Consider the following 23,926-nt stretch of genomic DNA (forward strand, 5'->3'; position numbering starts at 1 on the left):
AAGGCCGATGAGCGTCATGTCGGAACAAGAGGGGAGTGCGCTGGAAGCGTCGACCGTGCGGGCCGTGTCCTGGCGGCTGCTGCCGTTCCTGATGCTGGCCTATCTCCTGGCCTATCTCGACCGCGTCAATCTCGGCTTTGCCGCCTTGACCATGAATGACGAGCTGAAATTCTCGCCTTTGGTGTTCAGCTGGGGCGCCGGCATCTTCTTCATCGGCTATTTCCTCTTCGAAGTGCCCAGCAACGTCATCCTGCACAAGGTCGGCGCAAGCCGGTGGATCGCCCGCATCATGATCAGCTGGGGCATCATCTCCGCGCTGATGGCGCTGGTCGCGGGACCGGTGAGTTTTTACGTGTTGCGTTTCCTGCTCGGCGTGGCGGAGGCCGGCTTCTTTCCGGGCATCATCCTCTATCTGACCTATTGGTACCCGGCCAAATATCGCGCCCGCATTCTCGCGGCCTTCGCCGTCGCCGTGCCGGTATCGACCATGATCGGCGCACCGATTTCCGGCTATCTGCTCGGCATGGACGGCATCGGCGGCCTGAAAGGCTGGCAATGGCTCTTCATCCTCGAAGGTATTCCGGCGGCCCTTCTGGGCATCGTGACCTGGTTTTATCTCACCGATCGGCCAGCGGCCGCCGGTTGGCTCAGCCCCGAGCAGAAAAGGTGGCTCTCCGACCGCCTGGAACGGGAAGAGGCCGCCAAGCAGGCCGCCCATCATCTGGGCCTGCGCCAGGCCTTGGCCTCGCCCAAGGTTCTCGTGTTGAGCCTGGTCTATTTCGGCTTCGTCGGGGCGCTCTATGGCATGCAGTTCTGGCTGCCGCAGATCGTGAAGGCCTTCGGCCTCAGCAATATCCAGACCGGCTTCGTGACGGCGATCCCCTATGTGTTCGGCTCGGTTGCCATGATCCTGTGGGCGCAGCACTCGGACCGCGTCCGCGAACGGGTCTGGCATGTCGCTCTGCCACTCTTCCTGATCGCCTTGTCCCTGGCCGCGGCCAGCACGCTCACCGATCCCGTCCTGACCATGATCGCGCTGACGGTGGCGGCCATCGGCGTGTTCTGCACCTTCTCCCTGTTCTGGACCTTGCCGACAGCCTTTCTGAGCGGGGCATCGGCCGCGGCCGGCATCGCATTGATCAATTCGATCGGCAATCTCGCCGGCTTTGGCGGACCCTATCTGATCGGCTGGTTCAAGGACCAGACCGGGGGCACCGCCATGGGGCTGCTGGCGCTATCGCTCCTGCCGCTCGTCTCGGCCCTGCTGGTGCTGGGACTGGGCCATGATTCGAAAACGGAATTCGTGGCCGCCGAATGACGGGTACTGCGCGGCCGACGGGAGGGTCATGGCCCGATCCCGCGTGTGGCCGATTTCAGTATCGGTGCGGAACGGGCATCGGGGCCTTCAGGGTGCCTTCTTGCCGCTGGCATCGAACTGCTTGAGAAAGGCGATGACATTGGCGATGTCGTCCGGCTTCGACAGGCCGACAAAGGCCATCTTGTTGCCGGGCACCTTCTGTTTTGGGTTCTTAAGATATTCTGAGAGAGTGTCCTCGGCCCAGGTCAGGCCGGCGCTCTTCATTGCCGGAGAATAGGTATAACTGTCAATGGATCCCGATTTGCGGCCGATTACTCCGTTCAACTCGGGGCCGACGGCGTTCTTGGCAGTTTCTCCAACCTGATGGCAGACTTTACACTTGATGAAGACTTTTTCACCGAGCGCCGCATCTTGCGCGAAGGCGGCACTCGATATCAGGATAGAGGCAAGAATTCCAACGGCGACCTGTCGCATTTTCTCTCCCTTTCGACCGTTCATCCAAGGTCATTGAAGATTAAGCTTAATTTCTGCTTATTTTATTCTTCATGTGTCATGCTGCGTTGTGAATCAGTCTAGGCGCAACGTAAAGTGACTGGACAGCATGAAGAATGATGACCACACTGCTTGTCAAGAATAGATATTATCTGCACAGGGAGGATACGTGCTTGCGGGCGTGTGCAATCGGGTCGCTCCCGGTTCGGCAGCAGCGGTCTTTTCAGAAGCAATATGATGGGGATGGGCCCATGATGACCCGCTCCGGTTCCGGGTTATGGTAATGATGAAGCGGCGACAATTTTTCGCGCTTGCGGGTGCAGGGCTGGGCGCGGGGTTTCTGGGCGGCATCGGCACGGCCCAGGCGCAATTGCCGCCGCTGCGCCTCGGTGTCCTGTCCTTCGGCACCGTCGAATGGGAACTCGCCGCCATCCGGGCGCTCGGCCTGGACAAGGCTGCGGGTCTGGCGATCGATCCGCTCAAGCTTGCCTCAAACGATGCGTCGCGGATCGCTTTTCTGGGCGATGCCGTCGACAGCATCGTGTCGGATCTGCTCTGGGCGGCGCGCATGCGCGGCGAGGGGCGCGATATCGTCTTCCTGCCTTTCTCGGCATCGGAGGGCGCGGTGATGCGGGCGCCGAACTCGACGATTGCCACCGTGGCCGATCTTGCCGGCAAGCGCATCGGTGTGGCCGGCGGAGCGCTCGACAAGAGCTGGATCATGCTGCAGGCCTACGCGCAGCATCAGGCCGGTCTCGATCTTGCCAAGGCGGCCATGCCGGTGTTCGGGGCGCCCCCCTTGCTGAGCATGAAGCTGGAACAAGGGGAACTCGATGCGGCCCTGCTCTACTGGAACTTCTGCGCGCGGCTCGAGGCCAAGGGCTACAAGCGCCTGGTCGGTGCCGACGAGGTCGCAAGGTCCTTCGGCGTCGAGGGGCCGCTTTCCTTCGTCGGCTATGTCTTCAAGCGTGGCGATGCGCAGGCCGATGAGAAGATCTCGGCCTTTGCCCGCATATCGCGGCAGGCCAAGCAGGCGCTGGCCAGCCAGGAGGCGCTATGGACACAGCTTCGACCCTTGATGCAGGCCGATGACGAGGCAACCTACGGTGTCCTGAAGCGGACTTTCATCGCCGGCATTCCCAGCCGTTCCGTCGAGGAGGAGCGCGCCGATGCCGCCAAGCTCTATGCCATGCTGGCCAAGCTCGGTGGCGAGAAACTGGTCGGCAAGACCGCCGCTCTTCCGGAGGGGCTCTATTGGACGGGGCGCTGACGGCATCGGGTCTGGGGCGTCTGGCGGGCGTTGCGGCCCGGCTGGTCTCGCTGCTCGCCTTGCTCGTGATCTGGGAGGTCGCTGCCAGGATGGCGAACGGGCCGCTGCTGCCCTCGCCGGGCGCGGTGTTCGCCTTCATCGTCGCTGAGACGCAGCGCGGAGACCTCATCGCCAATGTCGGCATCACGCTGTGGCGGGTAGCCGCCGCCTTTGGCGTGGCCATGCTGATCGGCAGTATCATCGGCGTCGCTCTCGGCCGTTGGCGCCGGGCCAATGCGGCTTTCGACGTCTGGCTGCTGGTGCTGCTCAACATGCCGGCCCTGGTGATCGCGGTGCTGTGCTACATCTGGCTCGGCTTGACGGAGGCCGCTGCGGTGACGGCGGTGGCCCTCAACAAGATCCCCAATGTCATCGTGGTGCTGCGCGAGGGGACACGGGCGCTCGATCGTGATCTGGAGGAGATGAGCCGGGTCTATCGGTTTTCGGCCGTAACTTGGCTGCGCCATGTCCTGCTGCCGCAACTGGCGCCCTATGTCGCGGCCGCGGCGCGCTCCGGCCTGTCGCTGGTCTGGAAGATCGTGCTGTTGGTCGAATTGCTCGGCCGTTCCTCCGGCGTGGGCTACGCCATTTCGCTCTATTTCCAGCTTTCTGATGTCACGGCAGTGCTGGGCTATGCTCTTGCCTTCACCTGCGTCATGCTTGCCATCGAGTTCCTCCTGCTGCAGCCCCTGGAAAAGCATGCCCAACGCTGGCGCCCCGCCCTTGCTTGACGTGCATATCGCCAGCAAGGTCTACCGCGATGATCGCGGCAGGGCGGTGGAGGCTGTCAGGGATTTCGGCCTGTCGCTGTCTCTCGGCGAGTTCGCCTGCCTGATCGGCCCCTCCGGCTGCGGCAAGACCACGGCCTTGAAGATCCTGCTCGGCCTTGACCGTGGCTTCGAGGGCAGGGTGGAGCCGGAAATCGAGACACTGACTGTTGGCGTGACCTTTCAGGAACCGCGCCTGCTGCCCTGGCGGACGGTGGAGCAGAACATCCGGATTGCCCTGCCGCCCGTGCAGCGCAGGCGAAGTCTCGACGACCTGTTCGGGCGGCTCGGCCTTTTGGAGTGGCGCAGCCATTATCCGCATGCGCTGTCGCTCGGCCTGCAGCGCCGTGTTTCGCTGGCCCGGGCTCTGGCGCTGGAACCGCAATTGCTGGTGCTGGACGAGCCTTTCGTATCGCTCGACGACAAGGCCGCTGCCGACCTGCGCACCGGCCTGCTGGCGGCAGTCGCTCATCATCGCATCACGGTCCTGATGGTCACCCATAATGTGCGCGAGGCGATCGGGCTCGCTGACCGGCTGCTGTTTCTGAGCCACCGTCCCACCCGCATCCTACATGAGGTGGTGATCGGCGAGGCGCGCGAGGACCGCCATTCGGCCTGGATCGAGGAGCGGCATCGCGAATTTGCCCGCCGCTTCGGCCTGTGATGCCCTTCATGGCAAGGCGCGTCGCCTGGGACGGCGGACGACAGCCACATGGAGCGACGCTCGATGTGGCGGCGACGTCCGCATCTTGGAAACGCCGCGCTTGCAGGAAAGCAAGAGCGGACGAGACGTCCGCGGTCCCAGCCGCGGCGCCTGATATGGGAGGGTCCGAGGTGATGCGCCGGCTCGTCGTCCTGGCTTTCTTGTGGGGTAACTTTGTCTTCGCAATGAGCGCGGCCCTCGCGCAAACGCAGCCGCCCTTGCCGGTGACCGAGGTGGCGCAGGGTGTCTTCGTCTTTGCCGCGCCGCATGAACTTGCCGCGCCGGGCAATAGCGATGCCATCGGCAATGCCGGCTTCGTCATTGGCGGCGAAGCGGTCGCGGTCATCGATACCGGCGGTTCGCGGCAGGCGGGTCTTGCCCTGCTGGCAGCTATCCGTGCTCGCACCGACAAGCCCATCCGCTATGTCATCGATACCCACGTTCACCCTGACCATCTGCTCGGCAATGCCGCATTCCGTCTGCCCGGCGCGGTGATCGTCGGTCATGCCAATCTGCCGGAGGCTCTGGCAGCGCGCGCCGACACCTATCTTTCGGCGACCCGCAGGCTGATCGGTGAGAGCGCCTTTGCCGGGACCGAGGCGATCGCTCCCACTTTGCTGGTGAAGGATCGTCTCGCACTGGATCTCGGCGGGCGGCGCCTCCTGCTCGAGGCATGGCCGACCGCGCATACCAACACCGATCTCACCGTGATGGACGAGAAGACCGGCACTTGGTTTCTCGGGGACCTGCTTTTTTCGGGCCATGTACCGGCCCTCGACGGCAGTCTCAATGGCTGGCTTGCCGTGATCGGTACACTGCGATCGCGGCAGGCCGCGCGCGTCGTGCCGGGGCACGGGCCGGCGGCGATGGCCTGGCCGGGCGCGGCCGACGCCATGGTTCGCTACCTCGAGCGCTTGCGGGACGATTTGCGCACCATGATTGCTCAGGGCAAGCCCTTGCAGCAGGCCGTGAAGGAGGCGGCGCAGTCGGAACGCGGCAACTGGAAGTTGTTCGACGACTTCAATGTTCGGAATGCGACAAGCGCCTATCGCGAACTGGAATGGGAATAGGCGGCAACCTGCTGGGGCACCGTATAGTACCATCGTTATTTTGCGCTGCACGCAGAAGATGATGCGGTGCATCATAATAAGGTAAAAATAAATCTAGTGGTATGTCAGTCAAATCTTGCACGAACTGAACCCGTTGCATAAGGTAACGCATCTTCGACTTCCAACGGCACCGTGATGGGGATCGCAGTGTCGATTCGAAAGCCAGCGGCTTATGCCTATGGCTCCGAGGCGAAACCGCCGGCTGTGACACGCTGTCGAAGAGACGAGGTATCCCCAAGGCTAGAAGAACGACAATCAAGTTCGGCATGTGGTCCGGCGGGACGGCATGCGTGTGGCCACTCGGAGGAAGCCCAATGAAAATACTGATAGCGTGGCTGGGCGTGGTCTGCTCGCTGTTTTTTGGCGCGCAGGCCTACGCCAATGATGAAGTCCAGAAACTGACGCAGGACCCCAACCAGTGGGTACTGCAGACCGGCGATTATGCGAACACGCGATATTCGAAGCTCGACCAGATAACCTCGGAAAACGTCAAAAAGCTCCAGGTCTCCTGGACCTTCTCGACGGGCGTCCTGCGCGGCCATGAAGGGGCCCCGCTCGTGGTCGGCGACATCATGTATGTCCATACGCCTTTTCCCAACACGGTCTTCGCCCTCGATCTCAACAATGAAGGCAAGATCATCTGGCGTTACGATCCCAAACAGGATCCCAACGTCATTCCCGTGATGTGCTGTGACACCGTCAATCGCGGTCTGGCTTATGCCGACGGCAAGGTGTTCCTGCATCAGGCCGACACCACGGTGGTGGCGCTCGACGCCAAGACCGGCAAGGTGGTCTGGTCCGTCGTCAATGGCGACCCCAAGAAGGGCGAAACCAATACGGCGACCGTCATGCCCGTCAAGGACAAGCTCCTCGTCGGCATTTCCGGTGGTGAATTCGGCGTGCGTTGCCATCTCACCGCCTATGACCTGAAAACCGGCAAGCAAGCCTGGCGCGCCTATTCCATGGGCCCGGACGATGAAATGCTGGTCGACCCGGAAAAGACCACCGAGCTCGGCAAGCCGATCGGCAAGGATTCCAGCATCAAGACCTGGCAAGGCGACCAATGGAAAACCGGCGGTGGCTGCACCTGGGGCTGGTATTCCTATGATCCCAAGCTGAACCTGGTGTATTATGGTTCGGGCAATCCCTCGACCTGGAACCCCAAGCAGCGCCCCGGCGACAACAAGTGGTCGATGACCATCTTCGCCCGTGACGCCGACACCGGTATGGCCAAGTGGGTCTATCAGATGACGCCCCATGACGAATGGGACTATGACGGCGTCAACGAAGTTCCGCTGGTTGATCTCAAGATCGACGGCAAGGAGCGCAAGGCCCTGGTCCATCTGGACCGCAACGGCTTCGGCTACACCCTCGACCGCGAGACGGGCGAGCTGCTGGTCGCCGAAAAGTATGACCCGGTGGTGAACTGGGCCACCAAGGTCGACATGGACAAGAACAGCAAGACCTATGGTCGTCCGCTGGTCGTGGCCAAATATTCGACCGAACAGAATGGCGAAGACGTCAACACCAAGGGCGTATGCCCTGCCGCTCTCGGCTCCAAGGACCAGCAGCCGATGGCCTATTCCCCCAAGACCGGTCTCTTCTACGTGCCGACCAACCATGTCTGCATGGATTATGAGCCGTTCAAGGTGAGCTACACCCCGGGCCAGCCTTATGTCGGCGCCACTCTGTCGATGTATCCGGCCCCCAACAGCCATGGCGGCATGGGCAACTTCATCGCCTGGGACGCTGCCAAGGGCAAGATCGTGTGGTCGCTGCCCGAGCAGTTCTCGGTGTGGTCCGGACCGCTCGCAACCGCCGGTGGCGTCGTGTTCTACGGCACGCTGGAAGGCTATCTGAAGGCCATCGATGCCAAGACGGGCAAGGAACTCTACAAGTTCAAGACCCCCTCCGGCATCATCGGCAACGTGATGACCTACACCCACAAGGGCAAGCAATATGTCGCAGTGCTCTCGGGTGTCGGTGGCTGGGCCGGTATCGGCCTGGCGGCAGGCCTGACCGATCCGAATGCGGGTCTGGGCGCCGTTGGCGGCTATGCAGCCCTCAACAGCTACACGGCGCTCGGCGGACAGCTGACGGTGTTCGCACTGCCATGAGTGGATGAGGCTACCCAGAGCAAAGCGCGTTCAAGCGTGAACGCGTGTTTGCTCTGGCTCGCTGCTTCGAGGCGTCTTTGCGATTCTCGTCGATGTCGACAAATCGCAAAACACTCTAGTCGATCATCCAGTTGAGGCTGGAGGAAGCTTCGTCTTTCCTCCAGCCTCCTCGCCAGACAAAAGCAGAGCCTGCCTGTTTTCGGTGCCGTTCGGCCCGCGAAATGGTGGCCTGCGCCCTGAGTGGGAGACAGACGATTGCTTGTCCAAGCCAATCCAATCAAATTACAAACCGGGAACCGCCCCGCCGCCCCCCTTCAACGTAGCGCGCTCTTCGGCTTGACGGCGCTGGCGTTGAGCCTTTTTGCAGCGACGTCGGCCTTCGCCGATCCTGCCAAGCCGGCAAGCAGCGAGGATGGCAAATATAGCGATGCCGAGGGTGCACCAACCTATAACGTTACTGCAGATGGCAATGTGGATTGGTATACTTTCTCCGGTTACCGGCGCTATCATTCCGAATGCACGGTGTGCCACGGCCCGGACGGAGCGGGTTCGACCTATGCGCCGGCTCTCACCGATTCCCTGAAAAAAATGAACTATGAGCAGTTCACCACCGTCGTGGTGCAGGGCCGCAAGGATGTCAGCACGTCAAGCCAGAAGGTGATGCCCACTTTCGGCACGAACCGGAACGTGATGTGCTATCTTGATGACATCTATGTCTATCTGCGAGCGCGCAGCGACGGTGCACTCGCGCGCGTCCGTCCCGAAAAACACGACCCCAAGCCGCAGAGTGCCAAGGATGCCGAAACGGCCTGCATGGCGAATTGAGTTCAGCCAGCTTCTCGTGCCAGGACTTGCCCTGGCCGGGTTGGCGTTCGGCTTGAATCCTGCCAGCGCCCAGCAGGTGCCCGAACTCGTCGACAAAGCCAATCTGCGCGTATGCTCGGATCCGGCCAACATGCCGTTCTCGAACCGCCGCCAGGAAGGGTTCGAGAACCGCATCGCCGAGATCGTGGCCAGGGAGTTGCAGCGGCCGGTGCGGTATTACTGGCTGCAGCAGGGCATGGGCTTCGTGCGCAACACGTTAGGCACGGGCCTGTGCGACGTCGTCATCGGGGCAGCATCGGGCTCCGATCTGACGCAGCATACCAACCCCTATTACGCATCGACCTATGTCCTCGTGGTCAAGGCGGCCGGACCCCTTGCCGGTGTCACCAAGTTGGAGGATGCCGCCCTCAAAGGACGCAGATTTGGCATCATCGCCGGGACGCCGCCCGTCGATCACCTCCAGCGGCTTGGCCTGGTCGACAAGGCCAAGAGCTACGGGCTGACCCTGGATCAGCAGGATAATGCGGCGGGCAAGGAAGCGATCGACGATCTCGTCGCGGGGACGACTGATGGCGCCCTGCTGTGGGGGCCGATCGCCGGTTATTACGCCGGCAAGGCCAGCGTGCCGCTCAAGGTCATTCCCCTCGTGCAGGAGAGCGAGCGGCCCCTGCTGGCCTATCGCATCACCTTCGGCATCCGGGCGAACGAGACGCAGTGGAAGCACACGCTCAACGCCGCTATCCGCAAACGCCAAAAGGACATCGAACAGGTGCTTGACGACTATGGTGTGCCCAGGGTTTCCATCGAAAGCCTGCCGGCGGAGCGGCCCAATCTCGCCGCCGGGCAGATGCAGGAGTGATGTGATGACCCGGATGACAGTGCGCAGTGCCGTCATTCTGGTCCTCGCGCTTTTGGCGCAACCCGTGCATGCAGGCTCCCCTCCCGAGCCAAATGGCTACCGTCTCGATGACTACAAGGCGCCGACGCCGGCAACTCTTGCCGGCGCAACCGTGCTGGACACCGGGCGAGCCGAGGCGCTCTGGAAAACGCGAGAGGCCATCTTCGTCGATGTCCTGCCGCACCCACCCAAGCCGGCGGAGCTCCCAGCCGGCACGGTTTGGCGGGACTCGCCGCATGAAACCATAGCGGGCGCGGTCTGGTTGCCGGAAGTTGGTCGCGGAGCCCTGGCGGCACCGACGGAAGAGTATTTCAAGCGCAGCCTCGCGGAGCTGAGCCAGGGGCGCCACGAGCAGGCGCTGGTATTCTTCTGCAAGAAGGATTGCTGGATGTCGTGGAACGCCGCCAAGCGGGCGCTGAGCTACGGCTATGGCCGCATCTATTGGTATGGCGATGGCGTTGACGGCTGGAAGGCCGCAGGCCTGGCCATGGAGGTGGCCAAGCCGAGGCCCTGATCGGTGATGCTGCAGGCCGGGACGGAACCAGAAGATGTCCTTGGTCGTCTTGTCCATCAGGAAGGGAGAAGCATGATGTCTTCTATCCAGACTCTTGCCGGACCGGTGCCTTCGCGCCGGCGCGTCCTCGGCGGTGCATGCTTGGCCGCTATTCTTCTTCTTGCCGGTCCGGGCGTGGCTGAGGCGGGCGATACGCCGAGCGAAGCGACCTGGGATTCCATCCATACGGACATTTTCGGACAGCAGGGCATAGATGCCGAGCCGACTGTGACGCTCGGTGCGCCCGCCAGGGCCGAGGATGCGGCGCTCGTGCCGATCGAGGTGCATATCAATCTGCCACCCGGCGATGCCCGTACGGTCAAGGCAATCACGCTGGTGGTTGACGAGAATCCCTCGCCATTGGTGGCAGTCTTCAAGCTCGCAGAAGGCAGGCGGCAATTCGGCCTGTCGACGCGCATCCGCGTCAATTCCTATTCCTATGTCCGGGCGGTCAGCGAGACCAGCGACGGAAAGCTGCACATGACCAAGGTCTTCGTGAAGGCGGCGGGCGGCTGCTCTGCCCCGGCGGGGAAGGACCCGGCCGAGGCCAAGGCTAATCTGGGCAAAATGCGCTTCCGCGACTTTACGAGCACGGGCAGCCAGGAAGCCCAGGTCCAGATCCGCCATCCCAATTATTCCGGCATGCAGATGGACCAGGTGACGCGGCTCTACACACCAGCCTGGTTCGTGCAGACCCTTGCGGTTGCCCAGGGCAACAAGCCGGTCTTTTCCATGGAGGGCGGCATCTCGCTCAGCGAGGATCCCACTTTTCGCTTCAGCTATGAGAAGAATGGTCAGGCCGTCACCGTCGACGTCAAGGACACCGAAGGCAACGAGTTCAAGCGGGCCTTTCCGGCTGACGGGGGCAGCTGAAACGGGGCACCGGAAGCGACGCTGGCAGGCAGACAGGAAGAACAGGCAGGATGCCCATAGGCGCTGACTTTGCGGCACTCGGTGCTTATCTGGTGGGTCGATCTCCAGATCGACCATCTTGGAAGCGCGGTGCTTGCCGGCAGGAAGATGCCGATCTGGAGATCGGCACACCTCGTTTCAGGCGCCTCCACTCGCAAAGTCAGCGCCTATGGGCAGGATGCCTGCGATCCTACATCGAGTAGCTTTCCCTGCGACCTGGTCTTAGAAGAAGCGTCACCGAAACAGGTGATGTGATCAAACAATGGCCGGCAACGTCGAGACGCAGGATCATCTTGAAATCGGTCTCGATGCGAACGAGGCCGTCGTCTTGTTCGAGCTTCTTTCGCGCTGGTGCGATCCGAAGACCGGCGCCACGCCGGCGGGCTCATGTTTTGAAAGCACCGCCGAATGCGTAGTCCTTCACAGGCTTCTGGGCAGCCTCGAGAAACAGCTCGTCGCTCCGTTCAAGCATGATCATGCCGAGACCCTCGCACGGGCCCGAAGCCATCTTCAGCATGATTGGGATTATCCGACGCTGAACGGCTGAGCCCGCATGCAGCTCTATTTGAAGCAGCGGATCTCGGCCTCGGCCTGGGTGCGCCTGAGATTGGCGACGACATCGTCGAACTGCTTGGTGCTGCGGAATATGGCGGATTGCTGGCCGACGCCCTGCCGCATGGCCAGGATGGTTTCGGCCCTCTCATAGCCGTCATAGGGCAGGATGGAGGCGATCACGTCGATCGAGCAGGTGCAGCGCTCCATGGCCTCCCGGCTCTCGCCATTGGCGGCCATGCAGCCGATCACATAGTCGACCCGTGCGTTGGTCGGATAGTCGTTCTCGACCTCCGCGCCAAAAGCGGGAGCAGCTGCGGCTGCTAGCACAAGGAGTGCCAGAAGTGTGTCAGTCGGGCTTGGCCTCATAGGAAATCCCTTCGTCAAGCAGCGGGCTGTTCTTTCCCGGTGCCGAGACCTCGATACGGGCGATCTCGCCCGGCAGATCCCTCGCCACCAGGAATTCGTAGCGTAGCGTGTCCAATCCGTTGAGCCGGGCCTTGTTCGGATCGTCGCTGAAGGGCTGGATCGTGACGCGCCAGCCGGGGAGGGCGCGGCCCTCGAACGGAATTTCGGCGGGCTTGACCTCGGCCTTGTCGCGCAGGGCAACACGGATTGCCGTCTTGAAATAGCGCGGATTGGCCCGGTAGCTTTCGGCGAGCACGCCGATGTGATGCTCCAGGAAGAGGCTCAGCACCGGGTTGCCGCTCATGTTCTCGAAAGGCCCGGCGGCGCGCCGGTTGGCGCCGCTGAACAGCTGGACTTTCACCGTGCGGGTTTGCGGTGTCTCACCCTTGTCGAGGGTGAGGCGGATCGTGTCCTCGAAAGAGGCCCCATAAAGTTTGTCGTCGGCACTCTTGCGATGATAGGCGTAGGTCAGCACCTGGTTGGCACTGGTCTTGTCGAGCTGAGGTTCCTCGAACAGCAAGGTGGCGGCATCCGGTATCGCGGGGGCGGCATGGGCCATGCCGGCGAGGGCGAGGAAGATCAAGCCCACCAGGCATGGTCGCCTCGGGCTGCGATGGAAATAGCTGTTCATGCCGGTTGTCCCTCCGCGTGGCTCGGCGCAGCCGTCATGACGCGGTAGTCATAGGCCGGTGGCGAGGAAACGGCCGACTCGGATGCGGCCAGGGCCTGCATGCGGTCGTGCCAGGGCGATTTGTGGCAGGCTGGATCGGTTGCGCCGGCATCGCCGGTCAGCGCGAGGGCCTGGCAGCGGCAGCCGCCCCAGTCGCGCTCCCGCCGTTCGCAGCTGCGGCAGGGATCGGGCATCCAATCGGTGCCGCGATAGGCATTGAAGGCCGGCGAGGACTGCCAGGTTTCCGCCAGCGTGTGCTCGCGAACCGACCAGAACTCGAGATGGGGGATGGTTTCGGCGGCATGGCAGGGCAGGATCTTGCCGGAGGGTGTCACATTGAAGGTGCGCCGCGCCCAGCCGCCGCTGCATGGCTTGGGATAGGCAGAATAATAGTCGGGCACGACGAGGTCGATGACGATGCGACCCTTCAGCCGCTCGCGCGCCTCCTCCACCAAAGCGATCGAGGCGTCTGCCTGCGCGCGTGTCGGCATCAGGGCGGCACGATTGCGCTGGGCCCAGCCATAATATTGGGTGTGAGCGATTTCGACGCGCTTGGCCTGCATCTCGACGGCGAGATCAATGATGTCGCCGACCTCGCCAATATTGGCGCGGTGAACGACCGCATTTACCGTCAGCGGCAGATCCAGCGCCACCACGTGCCGGGCGAATTCCCGTTTCCTGGCATGCGCACCGGCAAGGCCGCCAATGCGCTCGGCTGTCTCGGCCGCGGCCGCCTGGATGGAGAGCTGCACATGATCGAGGCCGGCCTCGGCCAGGGCGTCGAGCCGGCTATCCGCTGCCCCGACGCCGGCCGTGATCAGGTTGGTGTAGAGGCCGAGCTCGGCGCAATGGGCCGTCAGTTCCACGATGTCGGGCCGGGTGGTCGGCTCGCCGCCAGACAGGTGCACATGCAGCACGCCCAGCGCGGCTGCTTCGCCGAACACGCGCTTCCATGTCGCCGTGTCCAATTCCTGCGCGCGGTGATCGAGTTCGAGCGGGTTCGAGCAGTAGGGGCAGCGCAGCGGGCAGCGATGCGTGAGTTCGGCCAACAGGCCGATGGGATTGGGAATGCGGGCGCCGCTCGTCATCGCTCGATCACCCGCTTGATGAGAAGGTCGTCGAGCATGGCGATGACGTCACCCTCGATCACCTCGCGCGCCTCGCCATAGCGCTCGGCGAGCAGATCGCAGATTTCGCCGACGTTGCGCTGCCCGTCCACCAGTTCCACTACGCTCGCCGCCACCGCATCGAGGCCGAAGGCGCGTTCGGGTGCCAGCAGCATGTGCTTGTCGCGGACCGTGTCGAAGCGAAGCCTGACGCCGCGCGGCAGGCGCGGCACGTCCTGGGGCGAGAGCGCACTCATGACGCCAGCTCCATGCCCGGAATCCAAGCGCCGGGCGGCGGTAGGCCGGGCGTCACATAGGCATGCTGCAGCGCATCGAGCTGCGCCCACAGCACATCGCATTTGAAGGCGAGGGCAGCCAGGACGGCTTGTTGCAGCTCGATGGTGGTGGCGTGCTGCTTGACGTAGTCGAGCGCGAAATCGGCATCGCGAGGCGCCTGCGACAGGCGCTTGTCGAAATAGGCGAGAGCCTGGGGCGAGATGAARTCGTAACTGGCCAGCATGCCGGCGATGCGCTCGGAGATGATGGTGGGCGCGAACATCTCGGTCAGGGAGGAGGCGATTGCCTCCAGCAGCGAACGGTCGCGCACGAAATCGACATAGGCCTGCACGGCAAAGCGYRTCGCCGGCAGCAGGCCGCGGGTAGAGACCACATAGTCGCGCGGGAAGTCGAGGCTGTCGGTCAGTTTCAACCAGCGCTCCAGCCCGCCATCGCCGTCGGAGGTGCCGTCATGGTCGACGATGCGCTGGCGCCAGATCCGGCGCAGGGCCGCCTCCTGCATGCGGGCGAGGAGGGTGGCGTCCTTCACCGGGATCATGGCCTGGTAGAAGTAGCGGTTGAGGGCCCAGGCGCGCACCTGGTCCCGGCTGAGGCGCCCGCCATGCAGGGCGGCGTGGAAAGGATGGAGATTGTGATAGCGCCGATGGCCGATGTCGCGCAGCTTGGCTTCCAAGGCGGAGGGCGAAAGGAGCTTGGTCATAGGCGAAACACCATGCCGTCATGGGCGACCTGCCAGCCGGCTGTCTCGACCGCTCGCCGTTCGGGCGAGCCTTCCACCAGCACCGGGTTGGTATTGTTGAGATGGATGAAGACCCGCTGTCGCACCTGCAGGCCGGCGAGGGCAGCCATCGAACCATCGGGGCCGGCTATCGGCATATGGCCCATGCGTCGCCCCGTCTTGGTGCCCACGCCATGCCGGATCATCTCATCGTCCTCCCAGAGCGTGCCGTCGAACAACAACAGATCGGCATCGGCGATGGTTTCGCGCAGCCAGGGTGGCACGGCGGCGCAGCCCGGTATGTAGGCGATCCGCCTGGAGCCGCTCGCCAGGATCGCCCCGACCGTCGCTTCGCTTTCCTCGCCCAGACGCATCGGCTCATCCTCGCGCCAGAGCGGCAATTTTCCCGGGACCGGCACCAACGTCACGGTCAGGCCCGGCACGGCTTCGAAGCCCTGGCCGGGTAGCACGGCCTGGCGCCGCACGACATCGCGCGCCAGCACGTCGAACACCCGGTTGTCGGCCAAGCTGTCCAGCGTTTCGGCCGTGCCGTAGAGCGTGAAGGCCTGGCGTTCGCGCAGCCCCAGCAGGCCGGCGACATGGTCGACATCGCCATTGGTCAACAGGACCGCTGCAATCGGCGAATGGCGCGGAAATTCCTTGGGCTGGAGCGCGGGCACCGCCAGGATCTGCTGGCGGATATCGGGCGAGGCATTCAGCAAGAGCCAGTCTGCCCCATTCGCCGAAACGGCGATGCTCGACTGGGTGCGGGGCCGGACCCGATTGTCGCCAGCCCAGGCCAGACGGCAAACCGGACAGCCGCAATTCCATTGCGGAACGCCACCTCCGGCTGCCGCCCCCAGAACGACGGCATGCAAGTCTGCTTGCATGGCTCCGGTTCCGTTACTGTCGCCGGTTCAGTTCAGAACTCCGGCGGCAGATCCTCGTCGGACATATAGCCCGTCACTTCCATTCCGACGCAAAACTCGATGATTTCAGGTTTGGTCCAGCGCATTTCAATTCCTCCGTTGCTTGGGTTGTGAGCTTTTTCATAAGGAATTTATAAGTATTAATCTTGGATGTTGCCAAGATCATTACCAACAACACTATCCACGTCTTCCATCAATACCGCAAGTGAAAATAGGTGCGGGATTGCACGGGCCTCGTTTGAAGAGAGTAGGAGCGGGCAGCATTCCGATCGGCGCTCCCTGGGGGCGCTGGCATCCAGCCGGTTTTTGGCCATGCCGCCTCCCGCACGGGAATGGATTCGATCTGTTGGAGACAGCGACATCATATCCAAATATGTGGTATCGGACTTGAATAATGTCCAAGCTACTTTGGTGTCGAAAACCTTAGGTGAGACATGCGCCATTTTGGGAGTGCTATTGCTGCTGCAATCATCTTGGCGATCTTGCCGAGCTACACGATGGCGGCTCCAATTTGCCAAGTATCGCAGGCCATACAACAACGCATTCTTTTTTCCATTTGTGGGGAATTGGGCTCCCATCCCGCTCGGGAGGGCAAGAGCTGTATTTTGCCGACCACCAGCCTCAATATCCAGGAGGCCGTCATTTTCACGGCATTCATCGAGCGATGCGGGAAGCGGGATTTTGCGGAACAAGCCTATCGCGGCATCGCCCGGGTATACGGCACATTCGCAACCATGGCTCGCTGCACCGGGGTCGATCTTGACATTGACGGTATGATCGCCGCCGCCCGATCGAAGGAAGCAGCCAACAGCGCCGGACGGGCTTGCCCGCCCGCGCAGAGCGATGCGGCAAAAATGGCTCTGGCGGGTGTCGTCAAATTTTGGCAGGCCGAGACGGATTCGAACGCAATGGCTCTAATTGAGCGAGGTATTTATGGCGAGGCCGGCGTCGCCGTCGATGCAAAGGGCAATGTCACCGAAAAATAGATCCATGTCATCGCCCTCCGGGCTCGGCAGTCGCCTCCGGCGGAGCGGCTGCACGTCACGCTCTTAAAATCTCCTCGCCCGCCCGTGCTGCCTCGTCAGCGTCCCGAGCGGTTGCCGGCCATGTCGAGCATGAAGCCGCGGCCGCGTACCGTGCCGATCAAGGGGCCGCCGACGCGGGTGATATCGGCGAATTTGGTCCGGAGATAGCCGACATAGACGTCGACGACATTGAGCGAGACGCCGCCTTGCGTGGCCCAGAGGCGGTCGAAGATCTCGCCACGTGAGACGGGATGGTTGGCGCTTTGCATCAGCAAGGCGAGCAGTTCGGCCTCTCGCTGGGTCAGGCGCACATGCACGGTGCCGTAATGGGCCTGGCGCGTCTCGTGGTCGAGCACGAGACGTCCGACGATCAGGCGCTCATGCTCTTCCGCGGTGCCGGAGCGATGCAGCAGGTGGGTGCGAAGCCGCGCCACCAGTTCGTCGAACTGGAAGGGCTTGACGATGTAATCGTCCGCTCCGGCCGTGAGGCCGTCCACCCTGTCCTGCACCTCGTCCTTGGCGCTGACGAACAGGATCGGCCCGGTATAACCGGTCTCGCGCAAGGCGCGGCAAACGTCGAGCCCCGAACCGTCGGGTAGAATCATGTCGAGCACCACCGCGCAGGGATTGATATCCCGGGCGGTGTCGAGGGCCTGGTCCGCCCGCTCCACCGTGGTGACGTCGAACCCTTCCACCTTCAGGCCGCGGCTGAGCATCGAACCGATGTCAACATCGTCTTCGACGAGCAATACATTCATGATGTAAATCCTGTGTGCGTATTCCCCTCGGCGGCTCGGGGCAGTGTGATCGCCACCCGCGTGCCGCGCTCGATCTTTGGATCCGATGCTATAACGATGCTGCCATGATGTCGCGTGATAACCCACTGGGCCAAAGCGAGGCCGATGCCGAAGCCTGAGGCGGCACCGCTGTCGCGGCTGACGAAACGCTCGAACATCTGCTCGCGTGCCTGGGCCGGGATGCCGCAGCCATCGTCGCTGACGAAGATGCTGGCGGCGTCGGATGCATCCTCCAGGCGCACTTCTATGCGCGTGGCCCCCTTGGCATGGCGGACGGCATTGTCGATCAGGCCTTCGACCACCTGGCGGATCCAGTCGCCATCCGCGACGATGTCGCCTGGTGCCTCGGGGAGGGCGAGCGCAATCTCGAGCTGGTGGCGCCGCGCCACGGGTGCATAGCTCTCGACGGCGTCTGCCAGCAGGCGCGCCAGGTCGATGCGACGGAAATCGAGGGTGATTTCGCCGCTTTCCGAGCGGGCGACGCGCAGCATGTCCTCGACCCGCCGATGCAGGCGGAAGGCGCGCTGGCGGATGATGGCGAAGGTGGTGCGGACTTGTTCAGGGGCAATGGAGGGCGCGCGCAGGGCGATGTCGCATTCGCCCAGGACCACGGTCAATGGCGTGCGCAGCTCATGGCTGACATCGGCAAAGAAACGCCGGCGCGAGCGGTCGATGCCGGCCAGCCTCTCATTGGCGGTGGTGAGATCGGCCGTTCGCTCGGCCACGGTGCGTTCGAGCGCGGCTCTGTCCAGCGACAATCTATCTTCGCGCCGGGCCAGCGAGGCCGCCATGCGGTTGAAACGGGCCACCAGCAGGCCGAGCTCGTCGCGGGCCCCGATGGCGAGCCTGATATCGAGCTTGCCGCGGCCGATGGCGATGGCGGCATCGTCGATGGCGCTGATACGCCGCAGCAGCGGCCGGGTGATCCGCTGGTGCAGCAGGATCGCGATGAGAATAGCCAGGATCGCGGCAGCAATGGCAGCAATGGTGAGGCGCTGCGAAGTACGGGCGATATCCTCGCGTGCCAGCTTGACAGCTTGGCGCTCGGCCTCCACCAGAGCGGACAGCCTCGGGCCGGCGCTCAGGCCGAAGCCGTTGAGGGCTCCGCGAATGGTATCGCTGCGCGCGGCCGCATCCACCTGCTCGAGTCCGCCGGCGATAGCTGCATCCAGGCCGGCAACATCCGCACGCAGCAGAGCCAGCATGCGCTCCGGCGGCTCGGTGCGGCCGGGCACGGCTTCGCCCTGCCAGGGATCGGCACCGGCCGAATTCAGCACGGTGTCGATCTGGCTCTTCAAGGCGGTCAGGCGCAGGCGGCTCGGCGCCGCGGCCTGGGCGCTGTCGATGGCGGCGAAGGCATAGTCGGTGAGGCGTCCAGAGGCCTCGGCAAGCAGGTCGAGCCGGCGCTGCGACACGGTGAGCCGCTCGACGGCGAAATCGGAGGTGCGCACCGCGAACAACAGACCGGCCGCCGCCAGCAAGGTCAGCATGGCGGCACCGGCGATCAGGAAGGAGAGGGAGCCTCGGATCGATCCCATGCCGCCATGAACCAGAATGTTCCGACCATTTGCAGTCGGTTGCGTATGCACACTTGCCCAGCCGAGGCACCGACGCAAGGCTGCGGGGCCCAAAGTCCTGGAGCGTTTTGCGGCAGTACCCTGTTTTCAGATGTCGGTGGACAGGTCGCGCTTGGTGACACAGCGCCAGTTGCGTACTTTCCATTGGCGATGCGTGGATTGCCACTGGGCGATGGTTTCCTGTGCATGCAGCAGGCAGGCCATGCTGTCGCGTGTTTCCATGGACCAGCTGATGCGCTCCTCGCGGCAGTTGTCGGGCGCGCCCATCAGGCAGACTGTCATGAGAATCCACATCGCTTGCCTCTTGGGATGCCTCTCGTGCAGATGGAGACAATAAGCGTGTTCTCGTTCGGGGTTTCAATCAAGCTGCACATGCGGCCTACCTCCGGGGAGGTAGCGGCAAGGTCCTGGGCTTCATCGGGCCGGCTCATGACGCCGGCATCAGGATTTCGCCCTTGCCGAGGGTGGCAAGGTCGCCGGCCAGGCGCTCGGTTTGCTCACAGATGATCTCGGCCGATTGAGGCCTGATTGCCGCCACGGCGCGGCGAAGCAGTTGGGCGACCACGAGACGGTGCCGGCCCGTTGGCACGAAGCTCGGCAGCAGGGCGCCATGCGTGGCGGCGATGATGGTGCCGCGCCGCATGCCATAACCGGGATTGTCGCCAATACCCTGGGCCACGATAGTCCCGGCTATCAGGCCCGAGCCGGCGTAATCGCCCGCTCGTCCACCGACGAGAATCAGTCCTCGCCGCATGCGCTCGCCCAGCCTGTCGCCCGCGTCGCCTTCGATCACGAGGATGGCGCCGTCAAGGCCATGCATCGCACCATGGATGGCACCGCCGGCACGTTCACCGGCGTGGCCGGCGATGCGGACAAGTCCTGCCGTCGCGGCGCTTGCGGCAAAGGGGCCGGCATTGCCGGAGATCTCGATCGTGCCGCCCCGCATCGCCTGGCCGAGCCGCTGGCCGACATCGCCTTCCACCACGAGGCGGCCGGATTCGAGGCCGGCACCCACAAGGTCGAATCGCGTCGATCCGCCCTGGAAGCGAATATCGGTGCGTTCGCCTTCCTCGACGGCGAAGATATCGGCCACGGCGACGCCCCGCCGCGAGGTGCCGATCGGCAGTCTCTCGATCTCCGCGATGGAAAGCGCTCCGATGCGATGCGGCACCAGGCCCGACAGGTCGAGGCGTTCGGGCGGGGCTTCGCGCAGGCGAAAAATGAGGGCACTCATGTCAGCAACTCGCGCAGATGAAAGTGATATTTGCCGAGCTTGCCGCCGTAATTGCCGGCGGTGACACGCACCAGGCCGTTCTGCGGGCCTACTTGGACGGCCGCATGCAGGCCCGCCCGCATCGAGGCCCGCACGGCCTCGGCCGAAAATCCGTCGATGACGATTTCAAGCACCGCCCCGATTTCGGGCGCCAGGGCTGAGCGGCTGCGGCCCTTCAGCGTCGGACAATAGGGATCGTTGGTCGAGGCCATCATGCCCTTGGTGCGCCCGCCGACCTTGGAGCCGGAGCGCACGATACCGCCGGGAAAAGGCAGGATCACGTCCGATACCGCCGATGCTGCCTTGGCCGCGGCCTCGGCCACCGCCAGCGTGCCTGCCTGGTCGCGGCCGAGGAACAAGAGATTGCCGCCACCGACTGCGCCCTCGACGAGGCCGGTATCGTGTTCGCAGACGAATTCGCCGTCCATCACCGGCACCCGCCAATAGCGATGGCCACCGACACGCTTGGCCGTCTCGTAGCCATCGCCGAAATAGCGGATATTGGCGCCCAGCTTGAGACGCCGCGCGCCCTCGGAGCCGGCATAGCAGGCCGAGCCGGGGCTGGTCAGCACGCATTGGCCGACACGCCGCGCGAGCTGCTTTCCGAGCCCGTCGGCGTCGAAGCCGAACAAAAGAACGCGCAGGCCCGGCCTGCCGTCCGGAGTCTCCTCCGGCGAGAGGCTGCGGTCGATGCCGGCCTCGATGCCGCAGCCGATCACCGAAGTGGCGAAGCCCGTCAGGCTCGCTGCCGCAATCTCGGCCCAGCGCGGCGTATCGGCCGTCAACACGATTGCCGTCGCGGCCATGCCGAAGGCTTCGGCAAAGGTATCGTCGATGGCGATGCCGTTGAGCGTCAGGTCGGAGCTGAGTGTTGGGTCAGAGCTGAGTGTTAGGTCAGACATGGCTCGACCTCGAAAACGTTTCTTTCGCCGAAGGCCTCCAGAGGTACGGCAAAGCTTTCCAGGCCGGCACCGAAGCGCTCCTCGAGATAGCGATCGGCGTGACGCTGCATGGCCGGGTCGAACTGTGGCGCCAGCGTCAGGGTGCGGCCGGCGCGCCATCCCAGCGGCTCGCCTTTGCGCACCACAACCGCGCCGTCCTTGAGCACGAGCTCGGCCGAGGCGAACATGGCAGTGCGGTCGGCATCCTCGCGGTAGACAGCTACGTCCGCCCGTGCGCCGGGCTTGAGATGGCCGCGATCCGCCAGCCCGAGCAGGCGTGCCGGGGCGGCGCGGGTCATGATTGCGACCTCCATCAGGGTGTATTCGCGCTCGATCGCGGCAAGGCCGCTGCGCTCACGCACGATATCCGGCAGGCTCGCCAGGGTCCGGTCCCGCTCCGCCTTGTCCATGAGCAGATGAATGAGGCGGGGATAGGCGGTGAACGGGCCACCATTGGGATGGTCGGTGGTGAGCAGCACACGCCAGGGATCCGGCGAAAGCAGGAAAAGTTCGAGGCCGATGGTGAACTGCAGGGCATTGATGTCCGAGTTTCGGCGATAGCGGTAGGGCACGATGCCGCCGCCCTCGGCGTCGCCATCGACCAGGATCCATTTGCGCGGCCGGCCGGCCTTGCGGCTGGAGAATTGCCGGAGAATGTCGAGCGATATCGTACAGGTCTGGCCGAACACCACCTGGCCGACATCGATGGTCGCGTTGGGATTTGCCGCCAGGGCCTCGCAGACCTCGGCGGCGGCGGAGGCGATCCCGCCGCTCTCGTGCCGGGCATAGCTATAGAACTGGGCGTGGGCGAAATGGATGGGCCGGCCTTCCGCGGCCTGCATGGTGGCGACCAGCGTATCGACGGCGCCGGGCAGGCCGAGATTGCTGCAGTGGACATGCAGCGGGTGCGGCACGCCGATGGCCATGGTCGCGTCGAGCAGGGCCAGGAGGATCTGGCGCGAGGTCAGGCCATAGCTCGGCACCTCGTCGTCGAGCCCGAAGGCGCGGACATTCTGCTTGAAGGCGGCCGCCCCGCCGGCATTGATGACCTTCACCCCGAGCCCGCGCGACGTCGCCAGCGTCAACGCCGTCAAGTCGCGCACCGCCTGGGCGCCCTCCTTGCGCCGGAGCAAGGAGAGCAACTGATCATCATTGCCGAGCACGCTGAGGGCGCCACGGTCGATGAGGGGAATGTCGTCGAGCTCGAGATGGGTTGCCAGTGCGGCGCTGGGCGCCAGTGCCGGCTCGATCACCGTCGTATATCCCATGCGCGCGTAGAGGCGTCCGGTCTCGAAGGCCGACCAGCGGGCCGTCGAAAAGGGCAAAGCCGGGTCGCCGGCGGTTTCGCTGACATGGAGTTCGGGCAGCAGCAAGCGTGCCAGGGTCACGTTGCCGCCGGCAATATGCGAATGGACGTCGATGCCCCCAGCCATCACCACGCAGCCGCGCGCGTCGATCACGGTGTCGGCGACGGCCTGTACCGGCTTTTCGACGATGCGCTCGTCCTGGATCCACAGATCCGCCTTGCCGTCTCGGCCGGAAGCGGGATCAACGATACGGCCGCCTGCGATGCGTGTCAGCATGATGCCTGCCCCTTCTCGCCGATCGCGGCCTGGATGGCGTCGAGGATCTCGGCCGCGCCGGCGTTTCGCGAGGCGGTGCCGGTTCCGATGGCGGTGAGGGTGGCACGGCGCTCGTCGAAATAGACGGCTGCGCCGGCCTCTCCTGGAACGTCGACCTCGATCACGATGCGGGCCTGCGCTCCATCGGGGCGTCCCGAGAGCGCGATGCATGGAAGGTTTGTCGGTGCCGCTTCGGTATTGGCCAGGGCATTGAGCCATAAGACCGCGTCAGCCTCACCGTCCGCCATCAGGCGTCGCGCGTCGAAGCGCCAGGGATCGTGCTCTGGATAGCCGCGTCCCAACCCGACGCGCGGCGCGTCACCGGTCGTCCAACTGCCCACCGACAGGGCTAGCCGCGCCGTGGCCGACACGCCGAGCGGCAGGTTGGAAAAGCGGGTCTTGTCATTGAGATCCTTGATCAAGCCTTGCAGCATGCCGACGGCTGGTTCGCCCAGTTCCTGGGGATCATAGACGGCGACCCCGAAACGGGCAGCTTTCGCCCTGTCGGCGACGGCCTCCAGCGCCGTCGTCTCGGGACCGGATGGCAGGTGGCCGGCCGCCAGCGCGCGCAGCAAGGCGAGCTGCCCCGGCAGGTTGGCTTGCTCGACGTCCAGGCCGACGACGTCGCGCTTGACGACACCGGCCAGGGGCGCGGGAGCCACCACGAGTTCGGCGAGCAGGGGATGGGCGCCGACCTTGCGCCCCACTATCAGGAGCAGGTCGGCGCGGTTGCGCGCTTCGGCCCAGGTCGTGGTCATGGCGCCGTGAGCGGCGAGCGCGCCGAGATCGGCATACAGCGCGTCCGAGCCCGCGCAATCGAGGGAAGCACCGATATGGAAGGCGAGCCGATAGGCGGCGCGTACCGCGTCGACATCTCCGGCCAGTCCGCCGATGATGGGAGTGCGAGCCTCGCGCAGAATCCTCGCCGCCGCGGCGACGGCCTCGTGCTGATCAACTGGCTGGCCTTCGATCCAGGCTCGCATCCGAATGCCGTCTCCTGCCTTTCAT

The 23,926-nt window shown here is 64.0% G+C and carries 25 protein-coding genes and 1 pseudogene; 12 read left to right on the forward strand and 14 right to left on the reverse strand.

Features of this window, described 5'->3' with window-relative positions; all coding sequences use genetic code 11:
• Nucleotides 1–7: 7 nt before the first annotated feature.
• Nucleotides 8–1,318, forward strand: a complete 1,311-nt coding sequence (locus tag AB4037_RS11785) for an MFS transporter (RefSeq protein WP_434960022.1) — start codon at nt 8–10, stop codon at nt 1,316–1,318.
• Nucleotides 1,319–1,405: 87 nt separating this feature from the next.
• On the opposite strand, the gene AB4037_RS11790 is transcribed toward AB4037_RS11785, so the two are convergent.
• Nucleotides 1,406–1,792: a c-type cytochrome gene (locus AB4037_RS11790; protein ID WP_434960023.1), complete on the reverse strand. Its 387-nt coding sequence runs from the start codon at nt 1,790–1,792 to the stop codon at nt 1,406–1,408.
• A 301-nt stretch (nt 1,793–2,093) separates the two neighbouring features.
• On the opposite strand from AB4037_RS11790, the gene AB4037_RS11795 reads away from it, so the two are divergent.
• The 10 genes from AB4037_RS11795 (at nt 2,094) to AB4037_RS11840 (ending at nt 11,550) form a co-directional block, all read left to right on the forward strand.
• Nucleotides 2,094–3,080 carry an ABC transporter substrate-binding protein gene (locus tag AB4037_RS11795; RefSeq protein WP_434960024.1) on the forward strand — a complete coding sequence of 329 codons (987 nt, stop codon included), beginning with the start codon at nt 2,094–2,096 and terminating at the stop codon, nt 3,078–3,080.
• An 89-nt stretch (nt 3,081–3,169) separates the two neighbouring features.
• Nucleotides 3,170–3,850: an ABC transporter permease gene (locus AB4037_RS11800; protein WP_434961312.1), complete on the forward strand. Its 681-nt coding sequence runs from the start codon at nt 3,170–3,172 to the stop codon at nt 3,848–3,850.
• The gene (locus AB4037_RS11805; RefSeq protein WP_441771640.1) at nt 3,819–4,550 is read left to right on the forward strand and encodes an ABC transporter ATP-binding protein; all 732 of its coding nucleotides are present in this window, start codon (nt 3,819–3,821) and stop codon (nt 4,548–4,550) included. Before AB4037_RS11800 ends, AB4037_RS11805 begins: the two co-directional genes overlap by 32 nt.
• A 173-nt stretch (nt 4,551–4,723) precedes the next feature.
• On the forward strand, nt 4,724–5,659 hold the full coding sequence (locus AB4037_RS11810) for a quinoprotein relay system zinc metallohydrolase 2 (protein ID WP_441771641.1): 936 nt from the start codon (nt 4,724–4,726) through the stop codon (nt 5,657–5,659).
• Nucleotides 5,660–6,012: 353 nt separating this feature from the next.
• Nucleotides 6,013–7,815: a lanthanide-dependent methanol dehydrogenase XoxF5 gene (gene xoxF5 / locus AB4037_RS11815; protein ID WP_441771642.1), complete on the forward strand. Its 1,803-nt coding sequence runs from the start codon at nt 6,013–6,015 to the stop codon at nt 7,813–7,815.
• Between the two features lie 336 nt (nt 7,816–8,151).
• Nucleotides 8,152–8,640 carry a c-type cytochrome, methanol metabolism-related gene (locus AB4037_RS11820; protein WP_434961313.1) on the forward strand — a complete coding sequence of 163 codons (489 nt, stop codon included), beginning with the start codon at nt 8,152–8,154 and terminating at the stop codon, nt 8,638–8,640.
• A 52-nt stretch (nt 8,641–8,692) separates the two neighbouring features.
• Entirely contained in the window at nt 8,693–9,499 is an 807-nt protein-coding gene (locus AB4037_RS11825) for a substrate-binding domain-containing protein (RefSeq protein WP_441771643.1), read from the forward strand.
• A gap of 4 nt (nt 9,500–9,503) precedes the next feature.
• Nucleotides 9,504–10,052 (forward strand): PQQ-dependent catabolism-associated CXXCW motif protein, encoded by a 549-nt coding sequence (locus tag AB4037_RS11830; RefSeq protein ID WP_441771644.1) that lies wholly within the window; start codon nt 9,504–9,506, stop codon nt 10,050–10,052.
• A 72-nt stretch (nt 10,053–10,124) separates the two neighbouring features.
• Nucleotides 10,125–10,964: a quinoprotein dehydrogenase-associated SoxYZ-like carrier gene (locus AB4037_RS11835; protein ID WP_441771645.1), complete on the forward strand. Its 840-nt coding sequence runs from the start codon at nt 10,125–10,127 to the stop codon at nt 10,962–10,964.
• A 301-nt stretch (nt 10,965–11,265) separates the two neighbouring features.
• Nucleotides 11,266–11,550 (forward strand): hypothetical protein, encoded by a 285-nt coding sequence (locus tag AB4037_RS11840; protein ID WP_434960031.1) that lies wholly within the window; start codon nt 11,266–11,268, stop codon nt 11,548–11,550.
• Nucleotides 11,551–11,564: 14 nt separating this feature from the next.
• Here the strand turns inward: AB4037_RS11840 and AB4037_RS11845 are convergent, their stop codons facing one another.
• The 6 genes and pseudogenes from AB4037_RS11845 to pqqA form a co-directional block, all read right to left on the reverse strand.
• Nucleotides 11,565–11,924, reverse strand: coding sequence for a hypothetical protein (locus AB4037_RS11845; protein WP_434960032.1), 360 nt, complete (start codon nt 11,922–11,924; stop codon nt 11,565–11,567).
• Entirely contained in the window at nt 11,905–12,594 is a 690-nt protein-coding gene (locus AB4037_RS11850; RefSeq protein ID WP_434960033.1) for a hypothetical protein, read from the reverse strand. The genes AB4037_RS11845 and AB4037_RS11850 overlap by 20 nt, the downstream gene beginning before the upstream one ends.
• Nucleotides 12,591–13,721 (reverse strand): pyrroloquinoline quinone biosynthesis protein PqqE, encoded by a 1,131-nt coding sequence (pqqE, locus tag AB4037_RS11855; RefSeq protein ID WP_434960034.1) that lies wholly within the window; start codon nt 13,719–13,721, stop codon nt 12,591–12,593. Before pqqE ends, AB4037_RS11850 begins: the two co-directional genes overlap by 4 nt.
• Nucleotides 13,718–14,736, reverse strand: a pseudogene (gene pqqC, locus AB4037_RS11860) (pyrroloquinoline-quinone synthase PqqC). The gene pqqE and the pseudogene pqqC overlap by 4 nt, the downstream one beginning before the upstream one ends.
• Nucleotides 14,733–15,632, reverse strand: coding sequence for a pyrroloquinoline quinone biosynthesis protein PqqB (pqqB, locus tag AB4037_RS11865; RefSeq protein ID WP_441771701.1), 900 nt, complete (start codon nt 15,630–15,632; stop codon nt 14,733–14,735). Before pqqB ends, pqqC begins: the two are co-directional and overlap by 4 nt.
• A 44-nt stretch (nt 15,633–15,676) precedes the next feature.
• Complete coding sequence (gene pqqA / locus AB4037_RS11870; RefSeq protein ID WP_068288997.1) at nt 15,677–15,769, reverse strand: pyrroloquinoline quinone precursor peptide PqqA; 93 nt, start codon at nt 15,767–15,769, stop codon at nt 15,677–15,679.
• Nucleotides 15,770–16,117: 348 nt separating this feature from the next.
• Between pqqA and AB4037_RS11875 the strand changes: the two genes are divergently transcribed.
• The gene (locus tag AB4037_RS11875) at nt 16,118–16,669 is read left to right on the forward strand and encodes a hypothetical protein (protein ID WP_441771646.1); all 552 of its coding nucleotides are present in this window, start codon (nt 16,118–16,120) and stop codon (nt 16,667–16,669) included.
• A gap of 95 nt (nt 16,670–16,764) precedes the next feature.
• On the opposite strand, the gene AB4037_RS11880 is transcribed toward AB4037_RS11875, so the two are convergent.
• From AB4037_RS11880 to AB4037_RS11910, 7 genes are all read right to left on the reverse strand, one after another.
• A complete protein-coding gene (locus tag AB4037_RS11880; RefSeq protein ID WP_434960036.1) occupies nt 16,765–17,466 on the reverse strand; it encodes a response regulator transcription factor in 702 nt (233 codons plus the stop codon).
• Entirely contained in the window at nt 17,463–19,043 is a 1,581-nt protein-coding gene (locus AB4037_RS11885) for an ATP-binding protein (RefSeq protein WP_441771647.1), read from the reverse strand. The genes AB4037_RS11880 and AB4037_RS11885 overlap by 4 nt, the downstream gene beginning before the upstream one ends.
• A gap of 126 nt (nt 19,044–19,169) precedes the next feature.
• On the reverse strand, nt 19,170–19,376 hold the full coding sequence (locus AB4037_RS11890; protein ID WP_434960038.1) for a hypothetical protein: 207 nt from the start codon (nt 19,374–19,376) through the stop codon (nt 19,170–19,172).
• Nucleotides 19,377–19,509: 133 nt separating this feature from the next.
• The gene (locus AB4037_RS11895; protein WP_441771648.1) at nt 19,510–20,316 is read right to left on the reverse strand and encodes a formylmethanofuran dehydrogenase subunit C; all 807 of its coding nucleotides are present in this window, start codon (nt 20,314–20,316) and stop codon (nt 19,510–19,512) included.
• A complete protein-coding gene (fhcD, locus tag AB4037_RS11900) occupies nt 20,313–21,257 on the reverse strand; it encodes a formylmethanofuran--tetrahydromethanopterin N-formyltransferase (protein WP_441771649.1) in 945 nt (314 codons plus the stop codon). The genes AB4037_RS11895 and fhcD overlap by 4 nt, the downstream gene beginning before the upstream one ends.
• Entirely contained in the window at nt 21,245–22,879 is a 1,635-nt protein-coding gene (locus AB4037_RS11905; RefSeq protein ID WP_441771650.1) for a formylmethanofuran dehydrogenase subunit A, read from the reverse strand. Before AB4037_RS11905 ends, fhcD begins: the two co-directional genes overlap by 13 nt.
• A complete protein-coding gene (locus AB4037_RS11910; protein ID WP_441771651.1) occupies nt 22,873–23,901 on the reverse strand; it encodes a formyltransferase in 1,029 nt (342 codons plus the stop codon). Before AB4037_RS11910 ends, AB4037_RS11905 begins: the two co-directional genes overlap by 7 nt.
• Between the last annotated feature and the right edge of the window lie 25 nt (nt 23,902–23,926).

It is taken from the genome of Labrys sp. KB_33_2 (assembly GCF_052114505.1).
Lineage (GTDB): Bacteria > Pseudomonadota > Alphaproteobacteria > Rhizobiales > Labraceae > Labrys.